Genomic DNA, 21,260 nt, shown 5'->3' with positions numbered 1-21,260 from the left:
TCGCTAATATGGCCGCGTGTCAAGTTCACCATTGCCGCCAGGGCAGTCCGAGGAGCCGATGCGCCGGTTCGGACTCCCGCAGTTCGCCCGGATCAGGCCCGTTGCGCCCGAACGCCCCGTGCTGGTGGTCGGCGGAACGGTGCGTCGGCCGGCGCAGATCGACGTGGCCGAGCTGTTCTCGTCGGCCCGCCGGGTGGAACAGGTGAGCGACCTGCACTGCGTGACCACGTGGAGCGCCACCGGCCTGCGCTGGTCGGGCCTGCGGTTCGGGGAGGTGCACGAACTGCTGGCGGAGCGCGTGCGGCCGCATCCGTCCTGCACGTGGGTCGTGTTCACCGGTCTCGACGGATTCCGTTCGTGCATGGCGCTGTCCGACGCGCTCGCCGACGACGTCCAGCTCGCGGACCGGCTCGGCGGCGAGCCGCTGACGGCAGACCACGGCGCACCCCTGCGGCTGGTCGCTCCGGGGCACTACGGCTACAAGAGCGTCCGGCACCTCTGCGCGGTGGAGTACCGCACGAGGTACGACCCCGGCTCGGCCCGCTGGGCCGCGCACCGGCGCGGACGGGTGGCGCGGGAGGAGCGGAGCGCGCTGTTGCCCGGGTGGGTGTGGCGCCGCATCTGGCGGCGTGCGGTTCCCCGTGTCCGCGCCGCGTACGACCGGGCGGTGGAGGGCTGAGGGCGGCTTCGCGCAGACGTTCAGTCCGAACAGGACGAATGCCGGACCGGCGGTCGGTTCTGGCGACGATAGTTTACGGCATTAAGAACTTCAGTGTCGACCGAAATCAATCCTCGTTGACCACAACACATCCAGGCCAGGACCGGGGACGACCGCCCGTCAGGGGGCGTCCAGCAGCAGCCGGTACCGGTCGCAGATGTCCTTGACCTCGTTCGGGTCCGGCGTCGGCCCGTCCTTGAACATCGCGACCTGCAGGGCGGGGCCGTAGGCGTTGAACCGCCGCATCTGCTTGCTGGTCACCGGCTGGACGACGAAGTGCAGGTGCCCCGGCACCCCGCCGGAGTGCGACCACTGGCACGCGTAGACCTGCTCCGCGCGGACGATCCGCGAGACCGCGGCGGAGACCCGTTGCAGCAGCGGTCCGAGCTCTGCGCTCTCCCGGTCGGTGAGCAGACCCATGCTCACCACGTGCCGGAACGGCTTGACCAGCAACGTGCCCACGCCGAGCGGGCCGATGCAGTGTTCGACCACCCAGAACAGGGTCTGGTGCACCCGGCCGCCCGGCAGCGGCGCCACCCCGGAGGTGAGGTCGCAGGCCAGGCAGTCCTCCTGACGAACGAGCGGTTCGGACACGAGCGACCTCCCAATGGTGCGTCCGGGGGCGTTTCGGGCCTGTCGATCGAAAGCCAACCACTACGCGCGCCCGCGCGCAGGTCCTGGGTTCTCCCGCGACGTTTCCCCGCCACGTGTGCGGGGTATCTGCTGACCTGCACCTCAACCGCAGGCGAGATGAGCGAGCACGTGATGGAACACATTCGCGCACCACACGAAATCGCCCGACCTCATGACATCGCGTTCCCGCCGGGAGACTCACTGAGCCCGGCGGACAAGCGCGAGCGCGCCGCGCGCACGCTCGCCCAGCACGCGGGCAGCTCCGAGGAACTCTCGGAATGGCTGGACATGCTCGGTCTCTCGGCGTTCGAGGGTCTCGCGGGAGCCGCCTCCGGAGCGCGCCACGCGTAGCGTTCACATCGGCGCACTCGGCAGCCGCATCAGGCGGTCACCGCTGGTAGAGGCCGACGAGATCGCCGTGCGCGAGTTCGTGCCCGTGCAGGGCGTCGCGCAGGTCATCCGAAGTGGACTCGGCGGTCAGGCGCAGGGACCGGGAAACCGCGTAGAGCAGGACAGCGCGGCTCGGCACCTGGGATGCCCGCGGCAGTTGCCGCCCGTGCCCAGGTCGAACACGTGCCCGGCGCTGCGCGGTGCACCCCGGGTTTCGGCGCCCCTCCTGGCGGGAACCACGGGGGTGTGGAACGGATGATGTTCAGACGAGAACTGGCACAGCAGCTCCGGGTCGACTCGGTGCGAGCCAGCGCGGCCGCCGGTTCGGGCCATCCGACGTCGTCGATGTCCGCCGCGGACCTGATGGCCGTGCTGCTCGACGGTCACCTGCGACTGGATTTCAACCGGCCGCACGAACCCGGCAACGACCACCTGGTGTTCTCCAAGGGACACGCCTCGCCGTTGCTGTACTCGTGCTTCAAGGCAGCCGGCGCGATCGACGACACCGAACTGCTCACCTTCCGGAAGTTCGGCAGCAGGCTCGAAGGGCACCCGACGCCGATCCTGCCCTGGGTCGACGTGGCGACCGGATCGCTCGGGCAGGGCCTGCCCGTGGGCGTCGGCCTCGCCCTGACCGGCAAGCGGCTCGACCAGCTGCCCTACCGGGTGTGGGTGTTGTGCGGCGACAGCGAGATGGCCGAGGGCTCGATCTGGGAGGCCTTCGAACACGCGGCCTACTCCGGGCTCGACAACCTGATCGCGATCGTCGACGTCAACCGCCTCGGCCAGACCGGCGAGACCATGCACGGCTGGGACCTCGACTACTACGCGGCCAAGGCCAAGGCGTGCGGGTGGCGCACGATCGAGATCGACGGTCACGACCTGGAGCAGATCGAGGCCGCCTACGACCAGGCGACCACGCCGTCGGACGCGCCGACGGTCATCCTCGCTCGGACGAAGAAGGGCAGGGGAGTCCGCGCGGTGGAGGACCTGCCCGACAAGCACGGCAAGCCGCTGGACGATTCCGACCAGGCGATCGAGGAGCTGGGCGGAGTCCGCGACCTGGCGGTGGAGGTCGCGAAGCCGGCCGTGGAAGGCTCGGCGCACGAGTTCACCGCCCCGGGAGGGGAACTGCCGCACTACGAACTCGGCACCGAGATCGCGACCCGCAAGGCTTACGGCGAAGGTCTGCGCGCGCTGGGCAACCGGCGCCCGGACGTCGTCGCGCTGGACGGCGAGGTGTCGAACTCGACGTTCTCGGCGTTGTTCCGCGACGCGCACCCGGAGCGGTACTTCGAGATGTACATCGCCGAGCAGCAGATGGTCGCGGCCGCCGTCGGCATGCAGGCCCGCAACTGGCGGCCCTTCGCCTCCACGTTCGCGGCCTTCCTGTCGCGTGCTTACGACTTCGTGCGGATGGCGGCGGTGAGCCGGGCCAACCTGTGCCTGATGGGCTCGCACGCCGGGGTCGCCATCGGTGAGGACGGGCCGTCGCAGATGGCGCTGGAGGACCTGGCGTCCATGCGCGCGGTGCACGGCAGCATCGTGCTGTACCCGTGCGACGGCAACCAGACCGCGCGGCTGCTGCCGCAGATGGCCGATGCGGACGGCATCAGCTACCTGCGAACGAGCCGGGGCGCTACGCCGGTCATCTACCCGCCGGAGGAGTCGTTCGAGATCGGCGGTTCCAAGGTCGTCCGCGACGGCGGCGACATCACGCTGATCGGCGCCGGGGTCACGCTGCACGAGGCGCTGCGCGCCGCCGAACTGCTCGCCGAGGAAGGCGTGCAGGCCAGGGTGATCGACCTGTACTCGGTCAAACCGGTCGACTCGGTGACGTTGCGCGAAGCGGCGTCGCAGACCGGCGGCATCGTCACGGTGGAGGACCACTGGCCCGAAGGCGGTCTGGGCGACGCGGTGCTCGACTCCCTCGCGGCGACCGACAGCCTGGTGCCGGTGCGCAAGCTCGCGGTCCACGCCCTGCCCGGCTCCGGCAAGCCCGCGGAGCTGTTGCAGCAGGCGGGCATCGACGCCGAGGCGATCGCCAAGGCGGCCCGGCAGGTCCTGCAGGGCGCCTGACGCGGCGGGCAGTCACCCGGACGCAACTGCACGCGCAGACCGGAGGTCGGCATTAGCTGACCTCCGGGCTTTTTTGGCTTGGGGGTGGAGCGCGGAGTTCTTGAGCAACTCACCCTGACATTGCGGGTCGCGGTAGGTGGGTTTCTGGGGCGCTCGCCGCCCCCAGGCCCCCGGCAGGTCTCCGGGATGAGCGGGTTTTCGAGGAACGCTGCTGTGAGTGAGTGGCTGTTCTCATCCCATCGACCTCCACGAGGGCTCGGGCTGGCGCCAGGTCGACGGGATGAGAACCACGGCACCGAACTGGGGGAGGGGTGCGACCCCTCAAGTCGCGTGACGTCGCGGCAGGTGTCAGCTTTGGAAGCCGGGGGAGGGCACCTGCTATGGCTGAACCGCGTTGGTGATGACCGCGTCGCGCGATCGGCGTCGGCGGTCGGACCGGGACCTGCTGGCCCGGGCCGCGCAGGTCGCGCGCAGGCAGGCTGCGCAGGGGCAGGCCGAGAGTGCCGTCGGGCGGGCGCCGATCGTCCCTTATGCCCGTTACGTGTTCGTCGGGCTCCTGGACGAGCTCGCGTTGTCGGCGGGCAGGGGAGAGCTGCCCGAGGGCGTCCGGCGGCTCGCGGTGGAACTGGCGGAGAAGGTCGTCGAGGAGGAGTGAGACTCCCCGCCGAGCAACGTTCGATGGTCCACTGTGGAGCAACGGGGTCGGTGACCGCGCGTGGGGAACCGCGTGGCGGAGTCGTCCGGTGAGCGGGCGAAGCCCGGTGGGAACGGCGCGATGCCGCGGAGCGCGGAGTGTCGGGGGTGTGCTCCACGATCCGGGCCATGATTTCCGATGTTGCACGATGGCCCGGCGTGGACTGGCCGGGGTGGCACGATGCGCGGCAGTTGAGAGCGCGACTGGACGCGGGTGCGGACCCGAACACCGGAGCGTCGTTCTGGCAGCGGCCGCTGCACTTCGCCGCGGAGCACGGCTCGTCAGACGTCGTGGCGGAACTGGCGCGGCGGGTGGATGACATCGAGGCCGAGACCGACGGCCACACGGCCCTGTGGCTGGCGGTCTACGCCAACCGCCCCGGCAACGCCCGTGCGCTGGCGGAGGCCGGTGCGGACCCGTGGCGTCCGATGATGTCGGGTTGGCCGCCGGGGCGCCTCGCCCTGGCTTCCCCGACGCCCGAGCTGTTCGGCGGCTCGGCCTCGCTCTCGCCGACCGAGTCCGCGGCGGCCGTGGAAGGCCGCCGCCTGACCGCGGCACTGGGCGAGTTCGAGTTCGAAGGCATGGGGCTGGCGTGCGTCGCGGGAATCGACGTGGCCGAAGCGGTGCGCCGGCTGGGTGCCGAGGTCGTCGATGCGGTCGACTCGTGGGAGGACGCCGTGTGGGGCGACCCGTTCGCGGACTGGGTCCTGCGAACGATGTGGGCCACCGACGTTCCCGGAGGGTGCGTCATCGCCCAGCCCTGGGGGTACGTCCCCTCGGACCGCCACGTGACCGAGCGGCTTTCCGAGGGGACCACCTGCTACGCCATGTACGCCAACCCCAAGAGCGGCAACCAGGGCAGCATCGTCGGCGACGGTGAGGTGGTCGATTCCGACCTGCATCCGGGCGGCGACCCCTTCGGCGGTGACCCGTCCGACGAGATCCTCGCCTCCTACCTCTACCGGTACAACAGCATCGCGTACTGCTGCGCCTATGTGGGACTGCGGCCGGCTGACAACCGCGCGTTCGCCGGGCCTCCGGATGCGTGGTTGCGGCTGCCCGAGCAGGGATAGCGCCATTCACCGGATGCGGGGAACCGCCCTGCGGTTCCCCGCAGCCCGCTCAGGACAGGGTCGCGTCCAGTCCGGCGCGGATGCCCTGGCCGATGAGGTCGATCTGCTCCGTCGTGATCGTCAGCGGCGGGGAGACCGCCAGCGCGCTGCCCAGCGGGCGGGTGATGACACCGGCGGTGCGGATCGCCTGGTGCGCGCGCAGGACCAGACCGGGGTCCTCGGCCAGCAGGCCGGCGTCGAGCTCCACCGCGCCCAGCAGGCCCACGCCGCCGCGGGCCTCGCTGACGGCCGGGTGGTCGGTGAGCGACCGCAGCACGTCGAACAGCGGTTGCTCCAGCTCGCGGGAGCGCCCCAGCAGGTTCTCCCGCTCCAGGATGTCGAGGTTAGCCAGCGCCGCGGCGGCCACCGTCGGGTGCCCGGAGTAGGTGGGGCCGTGCCGGAACGGCCTGCCGCCGTCGGCCCAGAACGGCTCGGCGACCGCGCCCGCCGCGATGACGCCGCCGAGCGGGAGATAACCGCTGGTGACGCCCTTGGCGAAGGTGATCAGGTCCGGGCGCAGGTCGAAGCGCTGCGAGCCGAACCAGTGCCCGAGGCGGCCGAAGCCGCAGATGACCTCGTCGGCCACGAACAGCACGTCGTACTCGCGGCAGATCTTGGCGACGGCCTCCAGGTACCCGGGCTTGGGCGGAATGAGCCCGCCCGCGCCGATCACCGGCTCGGCGAAGAAAGCGGCGACTCGGTCGGCGCCCAGGCGTTCGATCGTGTCGCGCAGGTCCTCGGGGTCCTCGTTGGAGACCCGGGTGGTGTCGGCGACCATCTCGCCGAAGCCGTCCCGGTTGGCCTGGATGCCCGCGATGCCGGTGCCCACGCCGTGGGTGCCGTGGTATGCCTGCCCGCGGCTGAGCAGGTGGGTGCGCTGCGGCTGCCCGCGGTTGACCCAGTACAGCCGGGCCAGCTTCGCGGCGGTCTCGATTGAGTCGGCGCCACCGGAGGTGAAGAACACCCGCGCGTCGTCCATCGGCGCCAGCGCGGCCAGGCGGGCGGCCAGCTCCTCGGCGGGCCGGTTGGTGTAGTCGTTGAAGACGTTGAACGCGTCGAGCCTGCTCATCTGGGCGGCGACGGCGTCGGCGATCTCGCGCCTGCCGTGTCCGATGTTGACGTACCAGAGGCTCGCGGTGGCGTCCAGGTACTGCCGTCCGTCCTGGTCGTAGACCCACACCCCCTCGGCGCGGTCCACCAGGAAGGCCCGGTTCTTCACGTCCGCCATGTTCGCGAACGGGTGCCACAGCCGGGTGCTGGTCGTTTCCGGACTGGCCGATGCCGACATGCTTGACCTCCTGCTCTCTCACCGGCCAGCCTGCCCGCCGGACGTGACGCCCGCTACTGGACGAAGTGGTACGCGGTCGTGCCCGAGATCGACAAAGCGTCCACCCGCATCAGCCCCAGGCGAAGACCGGCTGCTCCAGGTCGGCGACCCTGGTGTGCCGTCCGTGCAGGACGACCTCGGTGAACTGGTGCACCACCGCCGCGGTCGGCGCGTGCACCAGCACGCCCAGCAGCGGCAGCTGGATGACCGGCCGGTCGGACTCGGGGATGCTGACGAAGCGCGGTGCCACGTCCAGCTCGGGCAGCCCGATCCGGTGCACCCTGGCCACCTCGGCCGGGTTCGGTTCCAGGCGGTCCACTGAGCCGACCCAGAGCACCACCGGGGTGATGACGTAGCCGGAGCGGGTGGCGTAGTCGTCGAGCCGCCCGAGCACTGTCTCCGGACCGGCCCGCACTCCGAGCTCCTCGTGCAGTTCCCGCAGGGCTGCCTGCTCGGCGTCCTCGCCGGGGTCGATCCGCCCGCCGGGAAGGGCGAACTGCCCGGCGTGGGTGCGCAGCGTCGCCGCCCGCTCGGTCAGCCAGATGCCCGGTCCGTCGCCGTGGTCGACCAGGGCGACGGCGACCGCGGCGGCCCGCAGGCCCCGGGCGGGCAGGGATTCGGCCGGGAACCGCCGCAGCCGGTCCGCGATCTCGTCCCGCGTGGGAACCTGCGCCGACCCGGGCCGTGGTTCTTCTGGCATGGAGCGGTTCCTCCCGTCGCGGACACCGCGAAGACGCCACAGGAGTCTAAGCCGGTGTCAACACCTGCAACCTGAGAAGTCCACTTCGGACCGGCGTCAGCCGGCGAGCGCGTCGAGGATCTGCTGGCCGTACTTGGCCAGCTTGCTCTCGCCGACCCCGTTGACCGTGCCGAGCTCGGCCAGCGTCGTGGGGGCGGTGCTGGCGATCTGGCGCAGCGTCGCGTCGTGGAAGATGACGTAGGCGGGCACGCCCTGCTCCTTGGCGGTGGCCGCCCGCCAGGCGCGCAGCTGCTCGAACACCGGCGTCGCCTCGGCGGGCATCTCCACCTCGGCGCGCTTGGCCTGCTTGGCGGCCTTGGCCGGGCGCTCGGGCTCCCGGCGCAGCATGACCTCCCGCCGTCTGCCGAGCACATCGCCGCTGGCCTCGGTCAGCACCAGCGTGCCGTAGTCGCCCTCCACCGCCAGCAGGCCCTGCGCGAGCAGCTGGCGCACCACGCCCCGCCACTCGCCGTCGGACAGCTCGGTGCCGATGCCGAAGACGCTGAGCTGGTCGTGGCGGTGCTGGCGGATCTTGTCGGTCTCCTTGCCGAGCAGAATGTCGATCACCTGTCCGGCACCGAACTTCTGCCGCCGCTCGTTGAGCAGCCGGTACACCGCCGACAGCAGCTTCTGCGCCGGGATGGTGCCGTCCCACGTTCGCGGCGGGGACAGGCAGGTGTCGCAGTTGCCGCAGGGCTCGCCGCTCTGCCCGAAGTAGGCCAGCAGCTGCTCCCGGCGGCACTGCACGGTTTCGCAGAGCGCCAGCATCGCGTCGAGGTGGGTGGCCAGCCGCCGCTTGTGCGCGCTGTCGCCCTCGGAGGTGTCGATCATCTTGCGCTGCTGCACGACGTCCTGCAGGCCGTAGGCCAGCCAGGCCGTGGAGGGCAGCCCGTCCCGTCCGGCGCGGCCGGTCTCCTGGTAGTAGCCCTCCACCGACTTCGGCAGGTCGAGGTGGGCCACGAAGCGCACGTCGGGCTTGTCGATGCCCATGCCGAAGGCGATGGTGGCCACCACGACCAGCCCGTCCTCGCGCAGGAAACGCGCCTGGTTGGCCGCGCGCGTCGCCGCGTCCAGCCCGGCGTGGTAGGGCAGCGCCTCGATCCCGTTGTCGACCAGGAACTGCGCGGTCTTCTCCACCGACGCCCGCGACAGGCAGTAGACGATGCCCGACTCGCCCGCGTGCTCGCCGCGCAGCAGATCGAGGAGCTGCTTCCTGGGTTCGCGCTTGGCGACGATGCGGTACTGGATGTTGGGGCGGTCGAAGCTGGCCACGAAGTGGCGGGCCTGCTCCAGGTTCAGCCGGGTGGAGATCTCGGCGTGGGTGGCCTTGGTCGCGGTCGCGGTCAGCGCGATGCGCGGCACGTCCGGCCAGCGCTCGTGCAGTTCGGACAGGGCGAGGTAGTCGGGGCGGAAGTCGTGGCCCCACTGGGAGACGCAGTGCGCCTCGTCGATGGCGAACAGCGAGATGGCGGCCCGGTCGAGCAGCCGCGCCGTCGATTCCAGGCGCAGCCGCTCCGGGGCGAGGTAGAGCAGGTCGAGCTCACCTGCGAGCAGGGCGGTTTCGACCTCGCGGCGCTGCTCGGGGTCCTGCGTGGAGTTGAGGAACCCGGCGCGCACGCCCAGGACCCGCAGCGCGTCGACCTGGTCCTGCATGAGCGCGATGAGCGGGGAGATGACCACGCCGGTGCCTTCCCGCACGAGCGCGGGGATCTGGTAGCACAGGGACTTGCCGCCGCCGGTGGGCATGAGCACCAGCGCGTCGCCGCCTTCGACGAGGTGGTCGATGATCTGCTGCTGCTCACCGCGGAACGACTCGTAGCCGAAGACGCGGTGCAGGACGCTCAGCGCGTCGCGTGTCCCGTGGGCGGTGTCCGGCGATGCCACGCGGCGATCGTACGGGTGGCGCACGACAGCCACGCGTGCCGGTGCGAGTGCCACCTGCGTTGGCGGTGCCGGAGGTCGGCGGGAGCCGGCTTCGGCGCCCACAGGCAGCGGGTGGCCAGCGCCCCCGCCACTCCGAGCACGATCCCGCCGAGCACGTCGCTGGGCCAGTGCACCCCGGTGTGCAGGCGCGAGTAGGCCACCGCGGCGGCCAGCGGCGCGACCGCGAGCGCCAGCCCGGTGCTTTCCATCGACATCGCGGCGACCACCGCCGCGGCCGAGGCGGCGTGGCCGGAGGGGAACGAGGACGAACGTGGTGCGGGTGCGGTCCCGTGGATGCCGCGCGCCAGGACCGACCGCGGGCGGCGCCGGTGGCGAACCGGCTTCAGGCAGAAGTGGATCGCCAGGCTCGTCGTCGCGACCGAGAGCATCGCCCGCACGGCCGCGCGCCGCGACGCGCCCGCACGCGTTGCCAGGGCGCAGGACAGCGCCGTCCACAGCAGGCTGTCGTCGGCCGCGGCGCCGAGTGCGTCCAGCGCCCGGTTCGCGCGCGGCGATGCCGGCACCGCGACGCAGTGCCGCAGCAGCCGCCGGTCGACGTTGCCGAGCGCGCGACGCGGAGAAGGACGCCGTCTCATGACCGCCGCTCGCCCGCACCGGAGCCTCGCCGGGGCCGCCCGACATCGGCGCGTTCGGAGCGGACCCGGATCGTCGGTGGTCGCTGCGGTGGGACGTCGGAGGGCTGCGCACGGACGAGCGAACCGACCAGCAGGCGCAGCCCGGCGCGAAGGAGATCCACCGGCAGAGTCGTCACGCCGAGCTCGACTGTCGCGTGCACGTGCAGCGCGTCGGGTCCGCGTCCCGCCGTGACGACCAGACGTGACCCGCGCCGCCGGTCCGGAGATCGGGATGTCGCCATGACGTGCCTCCAACGGCCGGATGCAGCCGTTGGAAGAACTGTAGTCCCGCGGGGAGGTCGCCGGCACACCACTGCGTGGACGTGTGGACGACCTGGCAGGCCCATGACGTTTTCCGTTCCGGGGAGCGGTCCGCGGTGGGGGCCGCGGACCGTTCCAGCGGATCTCGTCGAATCCGGGTCGGCGGGGCGGCAGCGGAACGCCTTTCGTCCGCAATTGTCCCCCGAGGCGTCCGCTGCGTCCGCAATGCGAAGATCCCGCCTTTGGGAGAAACGCGGGTCACTGATATCAGTGCTCCACTATGCGTTCCGCGGCCCCTTTCGCCGACCCGTGCCGTGCACAGGCACTTTCGGACAGATGCGGAACGACTCCCGCTGTCGGTGCCGGTCGCAACCGATCAGGACGCGGCGAGCAGGTCCGCCCGCTCGCGCCAGCGGCGCGGCGGGTGGTTCAGCGCGGACGTGACCGGCGTTGCGTTGCAGCGGGAGTCGCTGCTCGGGAGCACGATCCGCGCGTCGGGCGACGGTTGCGCCTCCAAGTCGCGCAGCAGGTAGCCGGGTGTCGCCTCCTCCACGTACAGATCGTGGAAGTTGACGTGCTTGACCCGGTAGAACTCACCTCCGACGCCCCGCAGCATCCAATCTCCGACGAAATTGTGCTGAACGCCGTTGACGTTGACGTAGCGCACGGCGCACTGGCCCTGGACATAGGCCACTTCACCCGAACACCACGCCGCGACATCGACCACGTTCCATGTCGAGATCCGGACGGCCTCCACCGTGAGAGGCCGTTTGCGGTAGTACCTGACCTGCACAGTTCTCCTAGACGAGTATCCAACTCGAAGTGGGCACCAGGCGTGGCTGGAATTCACCCGATCGGGATGTCAAGAACTCAACTCCGCGAGGATGTGCCGTTGAGAAATGACTTCCCTCGGGTGCTATTTGTACGGCATCCCGGAAACGAGTTGACGGCCACCTGACCCGAACGCCCGCGGCGTGCGCTTTCGCCGCAATTACCCGCCATTCCGGTACCGGCCGGGCCTGTGCCGCGGCGGCCGCTCGCGCGCCGTCCTCAGCGGCGGACCACGGTGCCGCGGTCCATGATCCGCACGATGTTGGCCGGGTGCATGAAGTCCTCGACGTGCGTGCTGCCGGCGATGACGCCCGCCAGCTCGTCGGCGACGTCCTGCGTGCTGCCGATGGCGGGCACCAGCCGCGCCACGGCGCCGCCGAACGAGGCCGGGCACGCCTGTTCGCAGGTGAAGTCCAGCAGCGCCGCACGAGCGGCGTTGCGGCGTTCCTCGTAGCGGGCCAGCGCCCGCTCCATCGGGGTCAGCCCGGTCAGCCCGGCGTGCACGGCCGCGGCCAGCGCCTGGGCGTCGGTGAACGCCTCGGAGATGCCCCACGCGGTGATCGGGTCCTTGTGGTGTGCCGCGTCCCCCGCCAGCGCCCATCCCGGCCCGTGCGAACGCCGGGTGAAGTTGCGCAGGCTCGCCGCGGTGTGGAACCGGCCTTCCCGGTGCCCGGCCCGGATGCGTTCGGCGACCTCGGGCACGCCGCGGAGCGCGCGCAGGTAGTAGCGCTCCGCTTCACCGCGGTGCGCCGCGAACTCCGTTCGGGGGAAGCTCAGCGACACGACCGTCCGCGTGTCGTGCGTGGGCCACAGCGACACCGCCGCGCGGTTGCGGAAGTGGGCGTGCACGCCTTCGACCGGCACGTCCGACCAGTAGTCGTAGGAGATCGCCGCGAGCGCGCCGCGGTCCTCGACGAACGGGGCGCGCACGGCGCGAGCCACGGTGGAGCTGCGGCCGTCGGCGCCGATCACGAGACGTGAGCGCACCACGACGGCACGTCCGTCGCCGCTCTGGCCGACCACACCGCGCACGCGGCCGTCCTCCCGCAGCACGTCGCGCACGGCGAAGCCCTCGCGCAGTTCGGCGCCCGCGGCACGTGCGGCGCGGGTGAGCAGCGCGTCGAGAACGGTGCGTCGCGGCGCGAAGGTGGTGGCGGTGCCGCGCGGCGTGGTCGGCTCCCCGGAGAGCGTGGTGGAGCCGAAGCACAGTGAGATCCGCCGGATCGGCGGGCAGCCCGTGGCCATCAGGTCGGGCAGCAGCCCCCACTTCGACAGCAGTTCGACGCCGGGGCGCAGGATCCAGTGCGTCGACATGGTGTCGCTGGGGAAGTGCGCCCGGTCGAGCAGCAGGACCGAATGTCCCGCGCGGGCGAGCAGCATCGCCAGCGGTGCTCCGGCGCACCGCGCCCCGACCACGATCACGTCGTAGTGCTTCGATGCCGGCGAGGAATCGCCGTCCGCGTCGAGCTCACCCATCCGGCCACGGTAAGCGCACGCCTGCGAAACCGCTGACCGAGTGCTTTTCGGGCTCAGCAAAGGTTTGTCGCCGTCCACTTGGGACTCGTGGTCGATCGTGGGTTCGAAACCGACGTTGCGCGTCGAATCCGTCGTGTCGCCCCGGCGGTCGGCGAGCTCTGTGTCCCGCATCACCCTACCGATGAGTAACATATCGGCCGGGAACTGTGTAACGTGACCGCATGGAGATGTTCCAGGCCCCCGGGGCGACCGCCGACGTGAACGGCGCCGCGCACAGCCGCGTCGCCACCGCGACCTCCGAGCGCGGCGAGGTGGTGCTGCTGCGCCGTGGCGACGACGGTGCGCTGGAGCTGCGGGTCAACGGCGTTTTCGTGATGGACACGGTGCACACCGCCACCGAACGCCTGCTCGCGACAACGACGCTGACCGCCAGCCTGGCCGGTCGCACCCCCGGTGCGCCCGTACGGGTGCTGATCGGCGGACTGGGCCTCGGCTTCACCCTCCAGGAGGTCCTCGCCGACCGCCGCGTCACCGCGGCGCACGTCGTGGAGATCGAGCCCGCGGTCGTGCGGTGGCACCAGGAGGGGCTGGTCCCCGACACCGCCCGCGCCTTCGGCGACAAGCGGGTCGAGGTGTCGGTGGGAGACGTCCGCGAAGTCCTCGCACGGCTGGACCCGTCCTCGGTCGACGTGCTGCTGCTCGACGTCGACAACGGGCCGGGCTTCCTGGTCTACGACGACAACGCCGCGGTGTACCGCCGCGAGTTCCTCGAGCTGTGCCGGGAGAAGCTGGTCGCCGGCGGCTGTCTGGCGATCTGGTCGGCCAGTCCGTCGGCCGAGCTGGCGTCGATGCTGGGTGCGGTCTTCACCGACAGCCAGGAGGTCGCCATCCCGGTCGTGTTCGGCGAGCGCGCCACGACCTACCACCTCTTCATCGCCCGCCAGCACACCTGAGCGTGCTCCTACGGGGTGGGAATGCTCCCCGGAGCGCCGAGTTCGGTGTGCGGGTGCGGCACGAGCCGTGCCATGCTCGCCGCGGCGGTGATCTTCACAGGCGGGAGTGTTGTGGTGCGTGCGGCTGGCTTCGGTGCTGTGCTCCTGCTGACGACGACGGTCGTTGCCGCCGGAAGTCCCGCCCATGCGGCGGATCCCGCTCTCGCCAGGGCGACCGGTCCTGCCGCCGAAGCCGACCTCGGCGTGCTGTTCGTCGGTGCGCACCCCGACGACGAGGCGTCGCTGCTGTCGACCTTCGGGCTGTGGGGACACGAGCACGGCGTCCGCAGCGGCGTCGCGACCATCACGCGCGGCGAGGGTGGCGGCAACGCGGTCGGCCCGGAGGAAGGGCCCGCGCTGGGACTGCTGCGGGAGGCCGAGGAGCGGCGCGCGGTCGCCGGCGCGGGCGTCACCGACGTCTACAACCTCGACGAGCCCGACTTGTACTACACCGTGAGCGCGCCGCTGACCGAGCAGGCGTGGGGACACGACGACGTGCTCGGCAAGCTGGTGCGGGTGGTGCGCCAGACCCGGCCGGAGGTCGTGGTCACCATGGATCCGGCGCCCACGCCCGGAAACCACGGCAACCACCAGTACGCGGCGCGGCTGGCGCTGGAGGCCTACCGGCTGGCCGCCGATCCGGCCGCCTTCCCCGAGCAGATCGACCGCGAGGGCCTCGGTCCGTGGTCGGTGCGCAGGGTCCTGTCCAACGCGGCCGGGGCGGACGAGGAGTTTCGCGGGCCCGACTGCGAGAGCAGGACCGCCGCGGCGGGCTCGCCGGGCCCGGAGTACTTCGTCTGGGGTGGCCGCCGCGCTCCCGGCGGCATCACCTGGGAGCAGCGGGAAAGGCTGTCCGAGCGGGAGTACGCGACCCAGGGGTGGGCCTCGCGCCCGGACGTGCCGGACGACCCGGCCGAGATCGGCTGCGACCACTTCACCGAGCTCGCCAACCGCACCCCGCACGTGCCCGGCGCGCGCGGGCCGGAGGCGCCGCTGCTGGGCGCGCTGCTGCCCGCACCGGGCGGGCTTCCGCTCGGCACGGCGGTTTCGGCCACGGCCGAGCGCTCGCACGTCATCGCCGGGGAGCGCTTCGGCGTCCGGGTCGGGCTGTCGGCAGGTGGGGTCGCGCTGCCCGGCGGCACCGTCGCACTTGAGCTACCACCGGGGTGGCAGGTCCAGGGTGACGGGTCGTTCGCGGCGCTGCCGCCGGGTGCGAGCGCGGGCGTCGGCTTCACCGTCGCAGTCCCGGCGGACCAGCGCGCCGGACGAGTGCCGGTTCCGGTGCGCGTGGTCTCCGGCGCCCAGCAGGGGACCACTGAACTCCGGCTTGACGTCGTCCCACCGGTCGTCGCCGAGCAGGCGCCGCTGCCCGCCGTCGCGGACTTCCAGCGGTGGACCGGCGAACAGGGTCTGCCGGCCCTGCGCGACGCGGTGGCACCGGTCTGGACGATTCCCGCGGGTGGTGCTCGAGAGGTGCCCGTCATCATCCGGAACCACGCCCGCGGCCCGCAGTCGGGTGTCGTGCGCCTCGAACCGCCGGCGGGTTTCGCGGTCGGCGATCCCGAGCGGCGGTTCGACGCCCTCGCGCCCGGCGCCACCGAGAGCGCCGTCTTCGACGTGCGCAGCACCGACCCGCACGCGCCGACGGGCATGCGGGGCGGTGACCGTCCGTACGCGCTGACCGCACAGCCCGACGGCGGGCAGGCCGCGCGGACCGCGTCCGCGCTGGAAGTCGTCCCCGCCACCGCGATTCCCGCCACGACGACGCCACCGGCGGTCGACGGCCGGGCGGGTGCCGAGGAGTACCCCGGCCCGACGCTGGACCTCTCCGCTCGCTGGGAGGGCGACGAGTGCGCCTCACACGAGGACTGCTCGGCCACCGCGAAGCTCGCCCGGCACGGGGACGTGCTCCACGTGCTGGTCGACGTCGTGGACGACGTGCGCGGCCGGGCGCTCTCGGCGCGGGACTGCAAACGCCACTGGCGCACCGACGCGGTGGAGATCGCCATCGACCCGAAGGGCGGTTCGGAGAACACCTCCAGCACCCTCAAGCTCGCGGTGCTGCCCCGCACCGAAGCCGGCCCGCCCTGCCACTTCCGCGACGCCGACAACCACCAGGGACCGGGGCCGGAGACGGCGCCGGGCGTGCGCATCGCGTCAGTGGAGCGCCACGGCGGCTACACCGTCGAAGCGTCGATCCCGCTCTCGGCCCTGCCCGGCTCGGTCGACCCGGCGCGGATGGGACTCGACCTGCTCGTCTACGACTCCGACACCGACGACCTGACCGGCCAGACCCGCATCGGCTGGTCCGCCTGGGGCGGCGTGCAGGGCGACCCGTACCGCTGGGGCCGGGCGATGCTGGAGGGCCTGCCGGGTGGCGAGCAGGTACCGGCACCCGAGCCTCGGCTGCCGCTCGACGCGCTGGCGTCGGTCGACTCCCCGGGATCGCTCGCGCAGTCCGTCCGGCTGGGTACCGCACCCGGCGGGGCCCGCCCGGCCGGCGACTCGGCGGCGCGGCTCGTCGACGCCCGGACGGCACCCGGCGAGGTCCGCGCGAAGCTGGTGGCGAACGCTCCAGGGACGGTCCACGTCTTCGTCCTGGACGCCGCCGGCGTGGTCGTGGCCGACCAGGTCGTACCGGTGCAACCAGGCGAGCGCCAGGTCGTGCTGCCGGTGCCGCACGGCTCGGGTTCCCGGGTGCTGGCCGGATTCGCGACGCCCGACGGAGCCACCGCCGCATCCGCGGCCGACGTCCGCTGACCCGCTGCCGCGGGGGGAACGCTGCTCGACGAGCGGCAGAATGCTGGGTGGTCAGCGGTGGCTGAGCACGTTGACGACCCGGCCGTTGGGGTCGCGGACGAAGAACCGCCGCACGCCCCACTCCTCGTCCTGCAGGGGGTGGACGATCTCCGCGCCGCTGTCCCGCATCGCCGCGTAGGCCGCGTCCACGTCGTCGACCTCGACGCTCATGTCGGGGTTCACCGGTGCGGTCTTGTCGTGGCTCATGAAGCTGACTTGCGCCGCGGGAGTCGACGGGGAGGCCATCGTCACGATCCAGCCGTGGTTCATGACCTCTTCGAAGCCCAACAGGCCGTAGAACTCCTTGCTTTCCCGTGCGGTCTCCGATGATATGACGGGCATGACGCGGCGAACGGCCATCGCGGACTCCAGTTGGGAAGACGTGTTCTCAAGGCTTTCCAGGAGTACTACAGCACGCTCGTCGGCCGTACGACACATCTGGTCCGACAGCCGCGCCAGGAACACCTGGACGCCGGCGGGCGCCCTCCAGCCGGCGCTCAGCATCTGACCGGATGCAGTCAGCGCGAACCCACCGCCGATGAGGAACGTCGTGCCCTCGCGTGCTCCGGCTCCAGCGCGGCGAACCACCTGCCGTCGTGGTCGATGAGCCGGTGCAGCGCGAAACCGGCCGACTCGGCGAGCACGCCGATGGTGTCGGCGCCGACGATCGCCCAGCCGAACGCGCGGCTTCGACGGGTCGGGGTGACAAGGCGCGCGGTTCCCCTCCACGGTCCGGTGCCGGGCGGCTCGACCTCCACCCAGGCGCGGCCGTCCGGTCGCAGCAGCTCCCGGACGCGGTGCAGCAGCCGGGCCGGATCACCGCCGATGCCGATGTTGCCGTCGACCAGCAGCACCTCGCGCCACCTGCCCTGACCCGGCAGCCTGCCGTACACGTCCCGGCACAGCGCGAGGCCACCGCGCTCACGGGTGAGCCGCACCGCGACGGGGGAGACGTCCACGCCGAGCGCGACGACGCCGCGTCCCGCCAGCGCCGCCACCAGCCGGCCGGGTCCGCAACCGATGTCGAGGACCGGGCCCCGGCACTCGCCCAGCAGCACGTGGTCGGCTGCGCCGGCCGGGGCCGACCACCTGCGCGCGGTCAGCGGACGCGCGGCGCCGTCGCTGGTGAGCAGCGTGCAGTCGGTGTTGCCGAAGGCGGCCTCGAACGCGAGGCTCATCGCGCCGCCGCCCCGGCAGGCACGGACGCCGCGAAGCGCGAACCGGGCACCAGTCCGGCGACAGCGAGCAGATCGGCCATGTTGTCCACATCGGACAGCAGGGGCAGCTCCGCCGGATCGAGTCCCGCCGAACGCATCGCCGCGAGCGTCCGCGACCCGGTGTCGTCCCGGGAAGTCGGGATTCCGCCGAGCAGCGCCGCGAACGCCGGATCGCGGAACCCCGCGGCCCACCACCCGCCGTCCTCCGCCATTCCGATCACGGAGTCCGCGGTGGACAGCAGTTCGCACGCATGGCTCAGCAGCTCCGGGTTCACCTGCGGTGTGTCCATCCCGATCTGGAGCACGGGCGATCCGGGATGAGCGGCGGCGGTGTCGGCGTGGGCCGCGGCCAGCCGTTCGCCGAAGTCGCTTCCGCGCTGGCGCAGCACGGTCCACCCGTCCAGCGCCGCGCGCAGCTCATCGGCCCGCGCTGCCGCGTCGAGGTCGCCGGTCATGGCGATCACGGGCCGAACCCCGGGCGTGGCGACGACCGCGTCCATCGTGTCGAGCAGGCTCGCCGCGGCGACCCCGGCCGCCTGCTCCGCGCTGAGGTCCGGGGTGAGCCGGGTCTTGGCCAGGCCGGGGACCGGTGCCTTGGCGACCACGAGCAGTGCGGTCGGCGTCATCGCAGCACTCCCGCCATGTCGCGAACGGCTCGCACGGTTCCGCGGACCGAGCCGGACACCTTGGAGGTCGTGCCCGTGGCCCGGGGCCGGTAGGCGACCGGCACCTCCTCCACGCGCCATCCCGCGTCGGCGGCCCTGAGCAGCAACTCCAGCGGGTAGCCGAAACCGCGGTCGGTGACACCGAGCGCGAGCAGGTCGGCCCGCCGGGCCACCCGGATCGGGGCGATGTCGTGGACCGGCAGGCCGCGCCGCCGCAGCAGGCCCGCGATCACGGCGTTGCCCGCTCGCGCGTGCCACGGCCACGCCGAGGCCGAGGTGGGCACGCGCCGTCCCGCGACCAGGTCGGCGTGGCCGGCGCGCAACCGCTCGACGAACTCCGGCAGCACCCCGGGATCCAGCGATCCGTCGGCGTCGAGCACGCACACCACTTCGGATTCGGCGGCCTCCAGACCGCGGTGCGCGGCGGCGCCGTAACCGCGCCGGGTTTCGGCCACCACGACCGCACCGTGCGCGGAGGCGATCTCCGGCGATCCGTCGTCGGAGCCGTTGTCGACCACCACCGGCCGGAACCCGGTGGGCATCGCGGCCAGCACGGAGGGCAACGCCGCGGCTTCGTTGAGGCACGGGAGCACCACGTCTATCGGTGTCATGGGTGCAGTGAAGCCCACTGTGGAACGGGCGGAAAGCACTGCGGTGCTTAAGAAATCATGACGTCTGCGCAAGTCTTACGAAGTTCTGACGGTTGCCCGCGCGACGTTGGCACGCCCCGGCGGCGGGACTAGGTTCGCGCGAGTGCCATCCCCACAACTCCGCGGTGACCTCGTCGCCTTCGCCGCCGCGCTCTGCGTGATCGCCGCCGCCGCCGTGACCGGCCACCTCCTCAACCGCGCGGGCGCTCCGCTCTTCGCCGACAGCGCCCCGATCTTCGGCTTCTGGTCACCGCACGCGGGTCCGGGGACGCTGCCCGCGCTGGTGACGGCGGTCGCGGTCGTCGTGTTCGGCCCGGCCCTGGCCGAACGCCTGAGCTGGCCGCTCCTGCTCGCGGCGGGCTATGCGGGCTCGCTGTGCTGGACGCTCTTCCTGGCGCTGGTGGAGGGCTGGCGCGACGGCATCGCCCTGCGCCTGACCCACGAGCCGGAGTACCTGCACGACGTGCCGCGCGTGACCGACATCCCGGCGATGCTCAGCGGGTTCACCGACCACATCCTGGCCTTCCAGCCGGACTCGTGGACCGTGCACGTCTCGGGTCATCCGCCTGGCGTCCTGCTGCTGTACGTGTGGCTGGACCGCATCGGCCTCGGCGGCGGGACGGAGGCCGGTGTCCTGTCGCTGCTGGTGGGCTCGCTGGCCGCGGTCGCGGTGGCGGTGACCGTCCGCGCGCTGGCCGGCGGCGACGCCGCGCGGGCGGCGGTGCCGTTCCTGGTGCTCTTCCCCGGCGCGGTGTGGGTGGGCGTCTCGGCGGACGGCGTGTTCATGGGCGTGGTCGCGACCGGTGTCGCGCTGTTCACCCTGGGTGCCACGGGCCGGGGGGTCCGTGCCGACGCCGCTGCCGTGGCCGGTGGCGTGCTGCTGGGCTGGGGGATCTTCCTCAACTACGGGCTGGTCCTCATGGCCCCGTTCGTCATCGGCGTGGCGCTGCTGACCAGGCGGGTCCGGCCGCTGGTGCTGGGCGCCGCGGGTGCCGTGGCGGTCGTGGCGGCCTTCGCCGTGGCGGGGTTCTGGTGGCTCGACGGCTACCACCTGGTGGTCGAGCGCTACTACCAGGGAGAATTCGCCCTGCGCCCCTACAGCTACTGGGTGTGGGGCAACGTGGGAGCCCTGCTGCTGTCGGCGGGGCCGGTGGCCGCCGTGATCGCACGGCGCGCGGCGGTCACGCGCACGGCGGTGGCCGTGCCGGTCGCCGCCGCGGCCGTGGCGGTGCTGGCGGCCGACATCTCCGGGCTGAGCAAGGCCGAGGTGGAGCGGATCTGGCTGCCGTTCGCGGTCTGGTTCTGCGCCGGGGCCGCACTGCTCCCGCGCGCCCACCGCCGGGGCTGGCTGGCGGTGCAGGCGGTGACCGCGCTCGCGGTCAACCACCTCGTGGTGACGAACTGGTGAGGTCGATGGTCATGGACGGGGAGGCGGCGCCGCGGGTGCTCGTCGTCGACGACGACACCTCGGTGCGCGACGTCGTGCGGCGCTACCTGCAACGCGCCGGTTACGCGGTGGAGCTGGCCGGTGATGGCGAGACCGCCCTGCGGCTGCACGCCGAGCGGAAGCCGGACCTGGTCGTGCTCGACCTGATGCTGCCCGGCGTCGGCGGGCTGGAGGTGTGCAGGCGGCTGCGGGAGCGCGGCGAGGTGCCGGTGGTGATGCTCACCGCGCTGGGCGAGGAGTCCGACCGCGTGGTCGGCCTGGAGCAGGGGGCCGACGACTACGTCGTCAAGCCGTTCAGCCCGCGCGAGCTGGTGCTGCGGGTCGCCTCCATCCTGCGGCGGGCGCGCACCGCCCGCCCGGTCGAGGGCGAGGTCATCGCCGACGGTGCGCTGCGGCTGGACCTCGACGCCAGGCGCGGCACGCTCGACGGCACCGAACTGGCGCTGACCGGCAGGGAGTTCGACCTGCTGGTCTTCCTGCTGCGCCATCCCGGCCGCGCGTTCTCCCGCGCCGAGCTGCTGGAGCAGGTGTGGGGCTGGAGCTTCGGCGACCACTCCACCGTCACCGTCCACATGAGACGACTGCGGGAGAAGATCGAGCCCGACCCCGCGCGCCCGGTGCGCATCAACACCGTGTGGGGCGTCGGCTACCGCTACGACCCGGTGAGGTGAG

General features: G+C 72.2%; 22 protein-coding genes. 9 read left to right on the top strand and 13 right to left on the bottom strand.

The window, feature by feature from the left end; translation table 11 throughout:
* Positions 1-16 precede the first annotated feature (16 nt).
* Positions 17-679: a molybdopterin-dependent oxidoreductase gene (locus HUO13_RS22315; RefSeq protein ID WP_249123944.1), complete on the top strand. Its 663-nt coding sequence runs from the start codon at positions 17-19 to the stop codon at positions 677-679.
* A gap of 159 nt (positions 680-838) precedes the next feature.
* On the opposite strand, the gene HUO13_RS22310 is transcribed toward HUO13_RS22315, so the two are convergent.
* Entirely contained in the window at positions 839-1,312 is a 474-nt protein-coding gene (locus tag HUO13_RS22310) for an HIT family protein (RefSeq protein WP_211897051.1), read from the bottom strand.
* Between the two features lie 156 nt (positions 1,313-1,468).
* Here HUO13_RS22310 and HUO13_RS22305 point away from each other — a divergent pair, with 156 nt between their 5' ends.
* Positions 1,469-1,702 (top strand): hypothetical protein, encoded by a 234-nt coding sequence (locus HUO13_RS22305; RefSeq protein WP_211897050.1) that lies wholly within the window; start codon positions 1,469-1,471, stop codon positions 1,700-1,702.
* Between the two features lie 37 nt (positions 1,703-1,739).
* Here the strand turns inward: HUO13_RS22305 and HUO13_RS22300 are convergent, their stop codons facing one another.
* A complete protein-coding gene (locus tag HUO13_RS22300) occupies positions 1,740-1,880 on the bottom strand; it encodes a hypothetical protein (protein WP_211897049.1) in 141 nt (46 codons plus the stop codon).
* A gap of 116 nt (positions 1,881-1,996) precedes the next feature.
* Here HUO13_RS22300 and HUO13_RS22295 point away from each other — a divergent pair, with 116 nt between their 5' ends.
* The 3 genes from HUO13_RS22295 (at position 1,997) to HUO13_RS22285 (ending at position 5,587) form a co-directional block, all read left to right on the top strand.
* Complete coding sequence (locus HUO13_RS22295) at positions 1,997-3,820, top strand: transketolase (protein ID WP_211897048.1); 1,824 nt, start codon at positions 1,997-1,999, stop codon at positions 3,818-3,820.
* A gap of 400 nt (positions 3,821-4,220) precedes the next feature.
* A complete protein-coding gene (locus HUO13_RS22290) occupies positions 4,221-4,475 on the top strand; it encodes a hypothetical protein (protein WP_211897047.1) in 255 nt (84 codons plus the stop codon).
* A gap of 230 nt (positions 4,476-4,705) precedes the next feature.
* Positions 4,706-5,587, top strand: coding sequence for an ankyrin repeat domain-containing protein (locus HUO13_RS22285; RefSeq protein ID WP_211897046.1), 882 nt, complete (start codon positions 4,706-4,708; stop codon positions 5,585-5,587).
* A 49-nt stretch (positions 5,588-5,636) separates the two neighbouring features.
* Here the strand turns inward: HUO13_RS22285 and HUO13_RS22280 are convergent, their stop codons facing one another.
* From HUO13_RS22280 to HUO13_RS22250, 7 genes are all read right to left on the bottom strand, one after another.
* Positions 5,637-6,914 carry an aspartate aminotransferase family protein gene (locus HUO13_RS22280; protein WP_211897045.1) on the bottom strand — a complete coding sequence of 426 codons (1,278 nt, stop codon included), beginning with the start codon at positions 6,912-6,914 and terminating at the stop codon, positions 5,637-5,639.
* 109 nt (positions 6,915-7,023) lie between these two features.
* A complete protein-coding gene (locus tag HUO13_RS22275; protein WP_211897044.1) occupies positions 7,024-7,653 on the bottom strand; it encodes an NUDIX hydrolase in 630 nt (209 codons plus the stop codon).
* 96 nt (positions 7,654-7,749) lie between these two features.
* Positions 7,750-9,576, bottom strand: coding sequence for a DNA helicase RecQ (gene recQ, locus HUO13_RS22270; RefSeq protein WP_211897043.1), 1,827 nt, complete (start codon positions 9,574-9,576; stop codon positions 7,750-7,752).
* Positions 9,534-10,211, bottom strand: coding sequence for a phosphatase PAP2 family protein (locus HUO13_RS22265; RefSeq protein WP_211897042.1), 678 nt, complete (start codon positions 10,209-10,211; stop codon positions 9,534-9,536). Before HUO13_RS22265 ends, recQ begins: the two co-directional genes overlap by 43 nt.
* Positions 10,208-10,492, bottom strand: a complete 285-nt coding sequence (locus HUO13_RS22260; protein ID WP_211897041.1) for a hypothetical protein — start codon at positions 10,490-10,492, stop codon at positions 10,208-10,210. The genes HUO13_RS22265 and HUO13_RS22260 overlap by 4 nt, the downstream gene beginning before the upstream one ends.
* 395 nt (positions 10,493-10,887) lie before the next feature.
* Positions 10,888-11,268 (bottom strand): hypothetical protein, encoded by a 381-nt coding sequence (locus HUO13_RS22255; RefSeq protein WP_211897040.1) that lies wholly within the window; start codon positions 11,266-11,268, stop codon positions 10,888-10,890.
* A gap of 293 nt (positions 11,269-11,561) precedes the next feature.
* Positions 11,562-12,818, bottom strand: coding sequence for an NAD(P)/FAD-dependent oxidoreductase (locus tag HUO13_RS22250; protein ID WP_211897039.1), 1,257 nt, complete (start codon positions 12,816-12,818; stop codon positions 11,562-11,564).
* Between the two features lie 221 nt (positions 12,819-13,039).
* Between HUO13_RS22250 and HUO13_RS22245 the strand changes: the two genes are divergently transcribed.
* Both HUO13_RS22245 and HUO13_RS22240 read left to right on the top strand, forming a co-directional pair.
* Complete coding sequence (locus tag HUO13_RS22245) at positions 13,040-13,771, top strand: spermidine synthase (protein ID WP_211897038.1); 732 nt, start codon at positions 13,040-13,042, stop codon at positions 13,769-13,771.
* A 114-nt stretch (positions 13,772-13,885) separates the two neighbouring features.
* Positions 13,886-16,570, top strand: coding sequence for a sugar-binding protein (locus tag HUO13_RS22240; RefSeq protein WP_211897037.1), 2,685 nt, complete (start codon positions 13,886-13,888; stop codon positions 16,568-16,570).
* 51 nt (positions 16,571-16,621) lie between these two features.
* On the opposite strand, the gene HUO13_RS22235 is transcribed toward HUO13_RS22240, so the two are convergent.
* The 4 genes from HUO13_RS22235 to HUO13_RS22220 form a co-directional block, all read right to left on the bottom strand.
* Positions 16,622-16,969, bottom strand: a complete 348-nt coding sequence (locus HUO13_RS22235) for a VOC family protein (protein WP_211897036.1) — start codon at positions 16,967-16,969, stop codon at positions 16,622-16,624.
* A 158-nt stretch (positions 16,970-17,127) separates the two neighbouring features.
* Positions 17,128-17,787: a class I SAM-dependent methyltransferase gene (locus HUO13_RS22230; RefSeq protein WP_211897035.1), complete on the bottom strand. Its 660-nt coding sequence runs from the start codon at positions 17,785-17,787 to the stop codon at positions 17,128-17,130.
* A complete protein-coding gene (locus HUO13_RS22225; protein WP_211897034.1) occupies positions 17,784-18,452 on the bottom strand; it encodes a TIGR04282 family arsenosugar biosynthesis glycosyltransferase in 669 nt (222 codons plus the stop codon). Before HUO13_RS22225 ends, HUO13_RS22230 begins: the two co-directional genes overlap by 4 nt.
* Positions 18,449-19,102 carry a glycosyltransferase family 2 protein gene (locus tag HUO13_RS22220; protein ID WP_211897033.1) on the bottom strand — a complete coding sequence of 218 codons (654 nt, stop codon included), beginning with the start codon at positions 19,100-19,102 and terminating at the stop codon, positions 18,449-18,451. The genes HUO13_RS22225 and HUO13_RS22220 overlap by 4 nt, the downstream gene beginning before the upstream one ends.
* A 142-nt stretch (positions 19,103-19,244) precedes the next feature.
* Between HUO13_RS22220 and HUO13_RS22215 the strand changes: the two genes are divergently transcribed.
* On the top strand, positions 19,245-20,549 hold the full coding sequence (locus tag HUO13_RS22215; protein ID WP_211897032.1) for a hypothetical protein: 1,305 nt from the start codon (positions 19,245-19,247) through the stop codon (positions 20,547-20,549).
* Positions 20,550-20,554: 5 nt separating this feature from the next.
* Positions 20,555-21,259: a response regulator transcription factor gene (locus HUO13_RS22210; RefSeq protein ID WP_249125158.1), complete on the top strand. Its 705-nt coding sequence runs from the start codon at positions 20,555-20,557 to the stop codon at positions 21,257-21,259.
* The last annotated feature ends 1 nt before the right edge of the window (position 21,260 follow it).

Origin of the sequence: Saccharopolyspora erythraea, assembly GCF_018141105.1 — a bacterium.
GTDB lineage: Bacteria > Actinomycetota > Actinomycetes > Mycobacteriales > Pseudonocardiaceae > Saccharopolyspora_D > Saccharopolyspora_D erythraea_A.
This window is presented reverse-complemented; position numbering and strand designations above follow the sequence as displayed.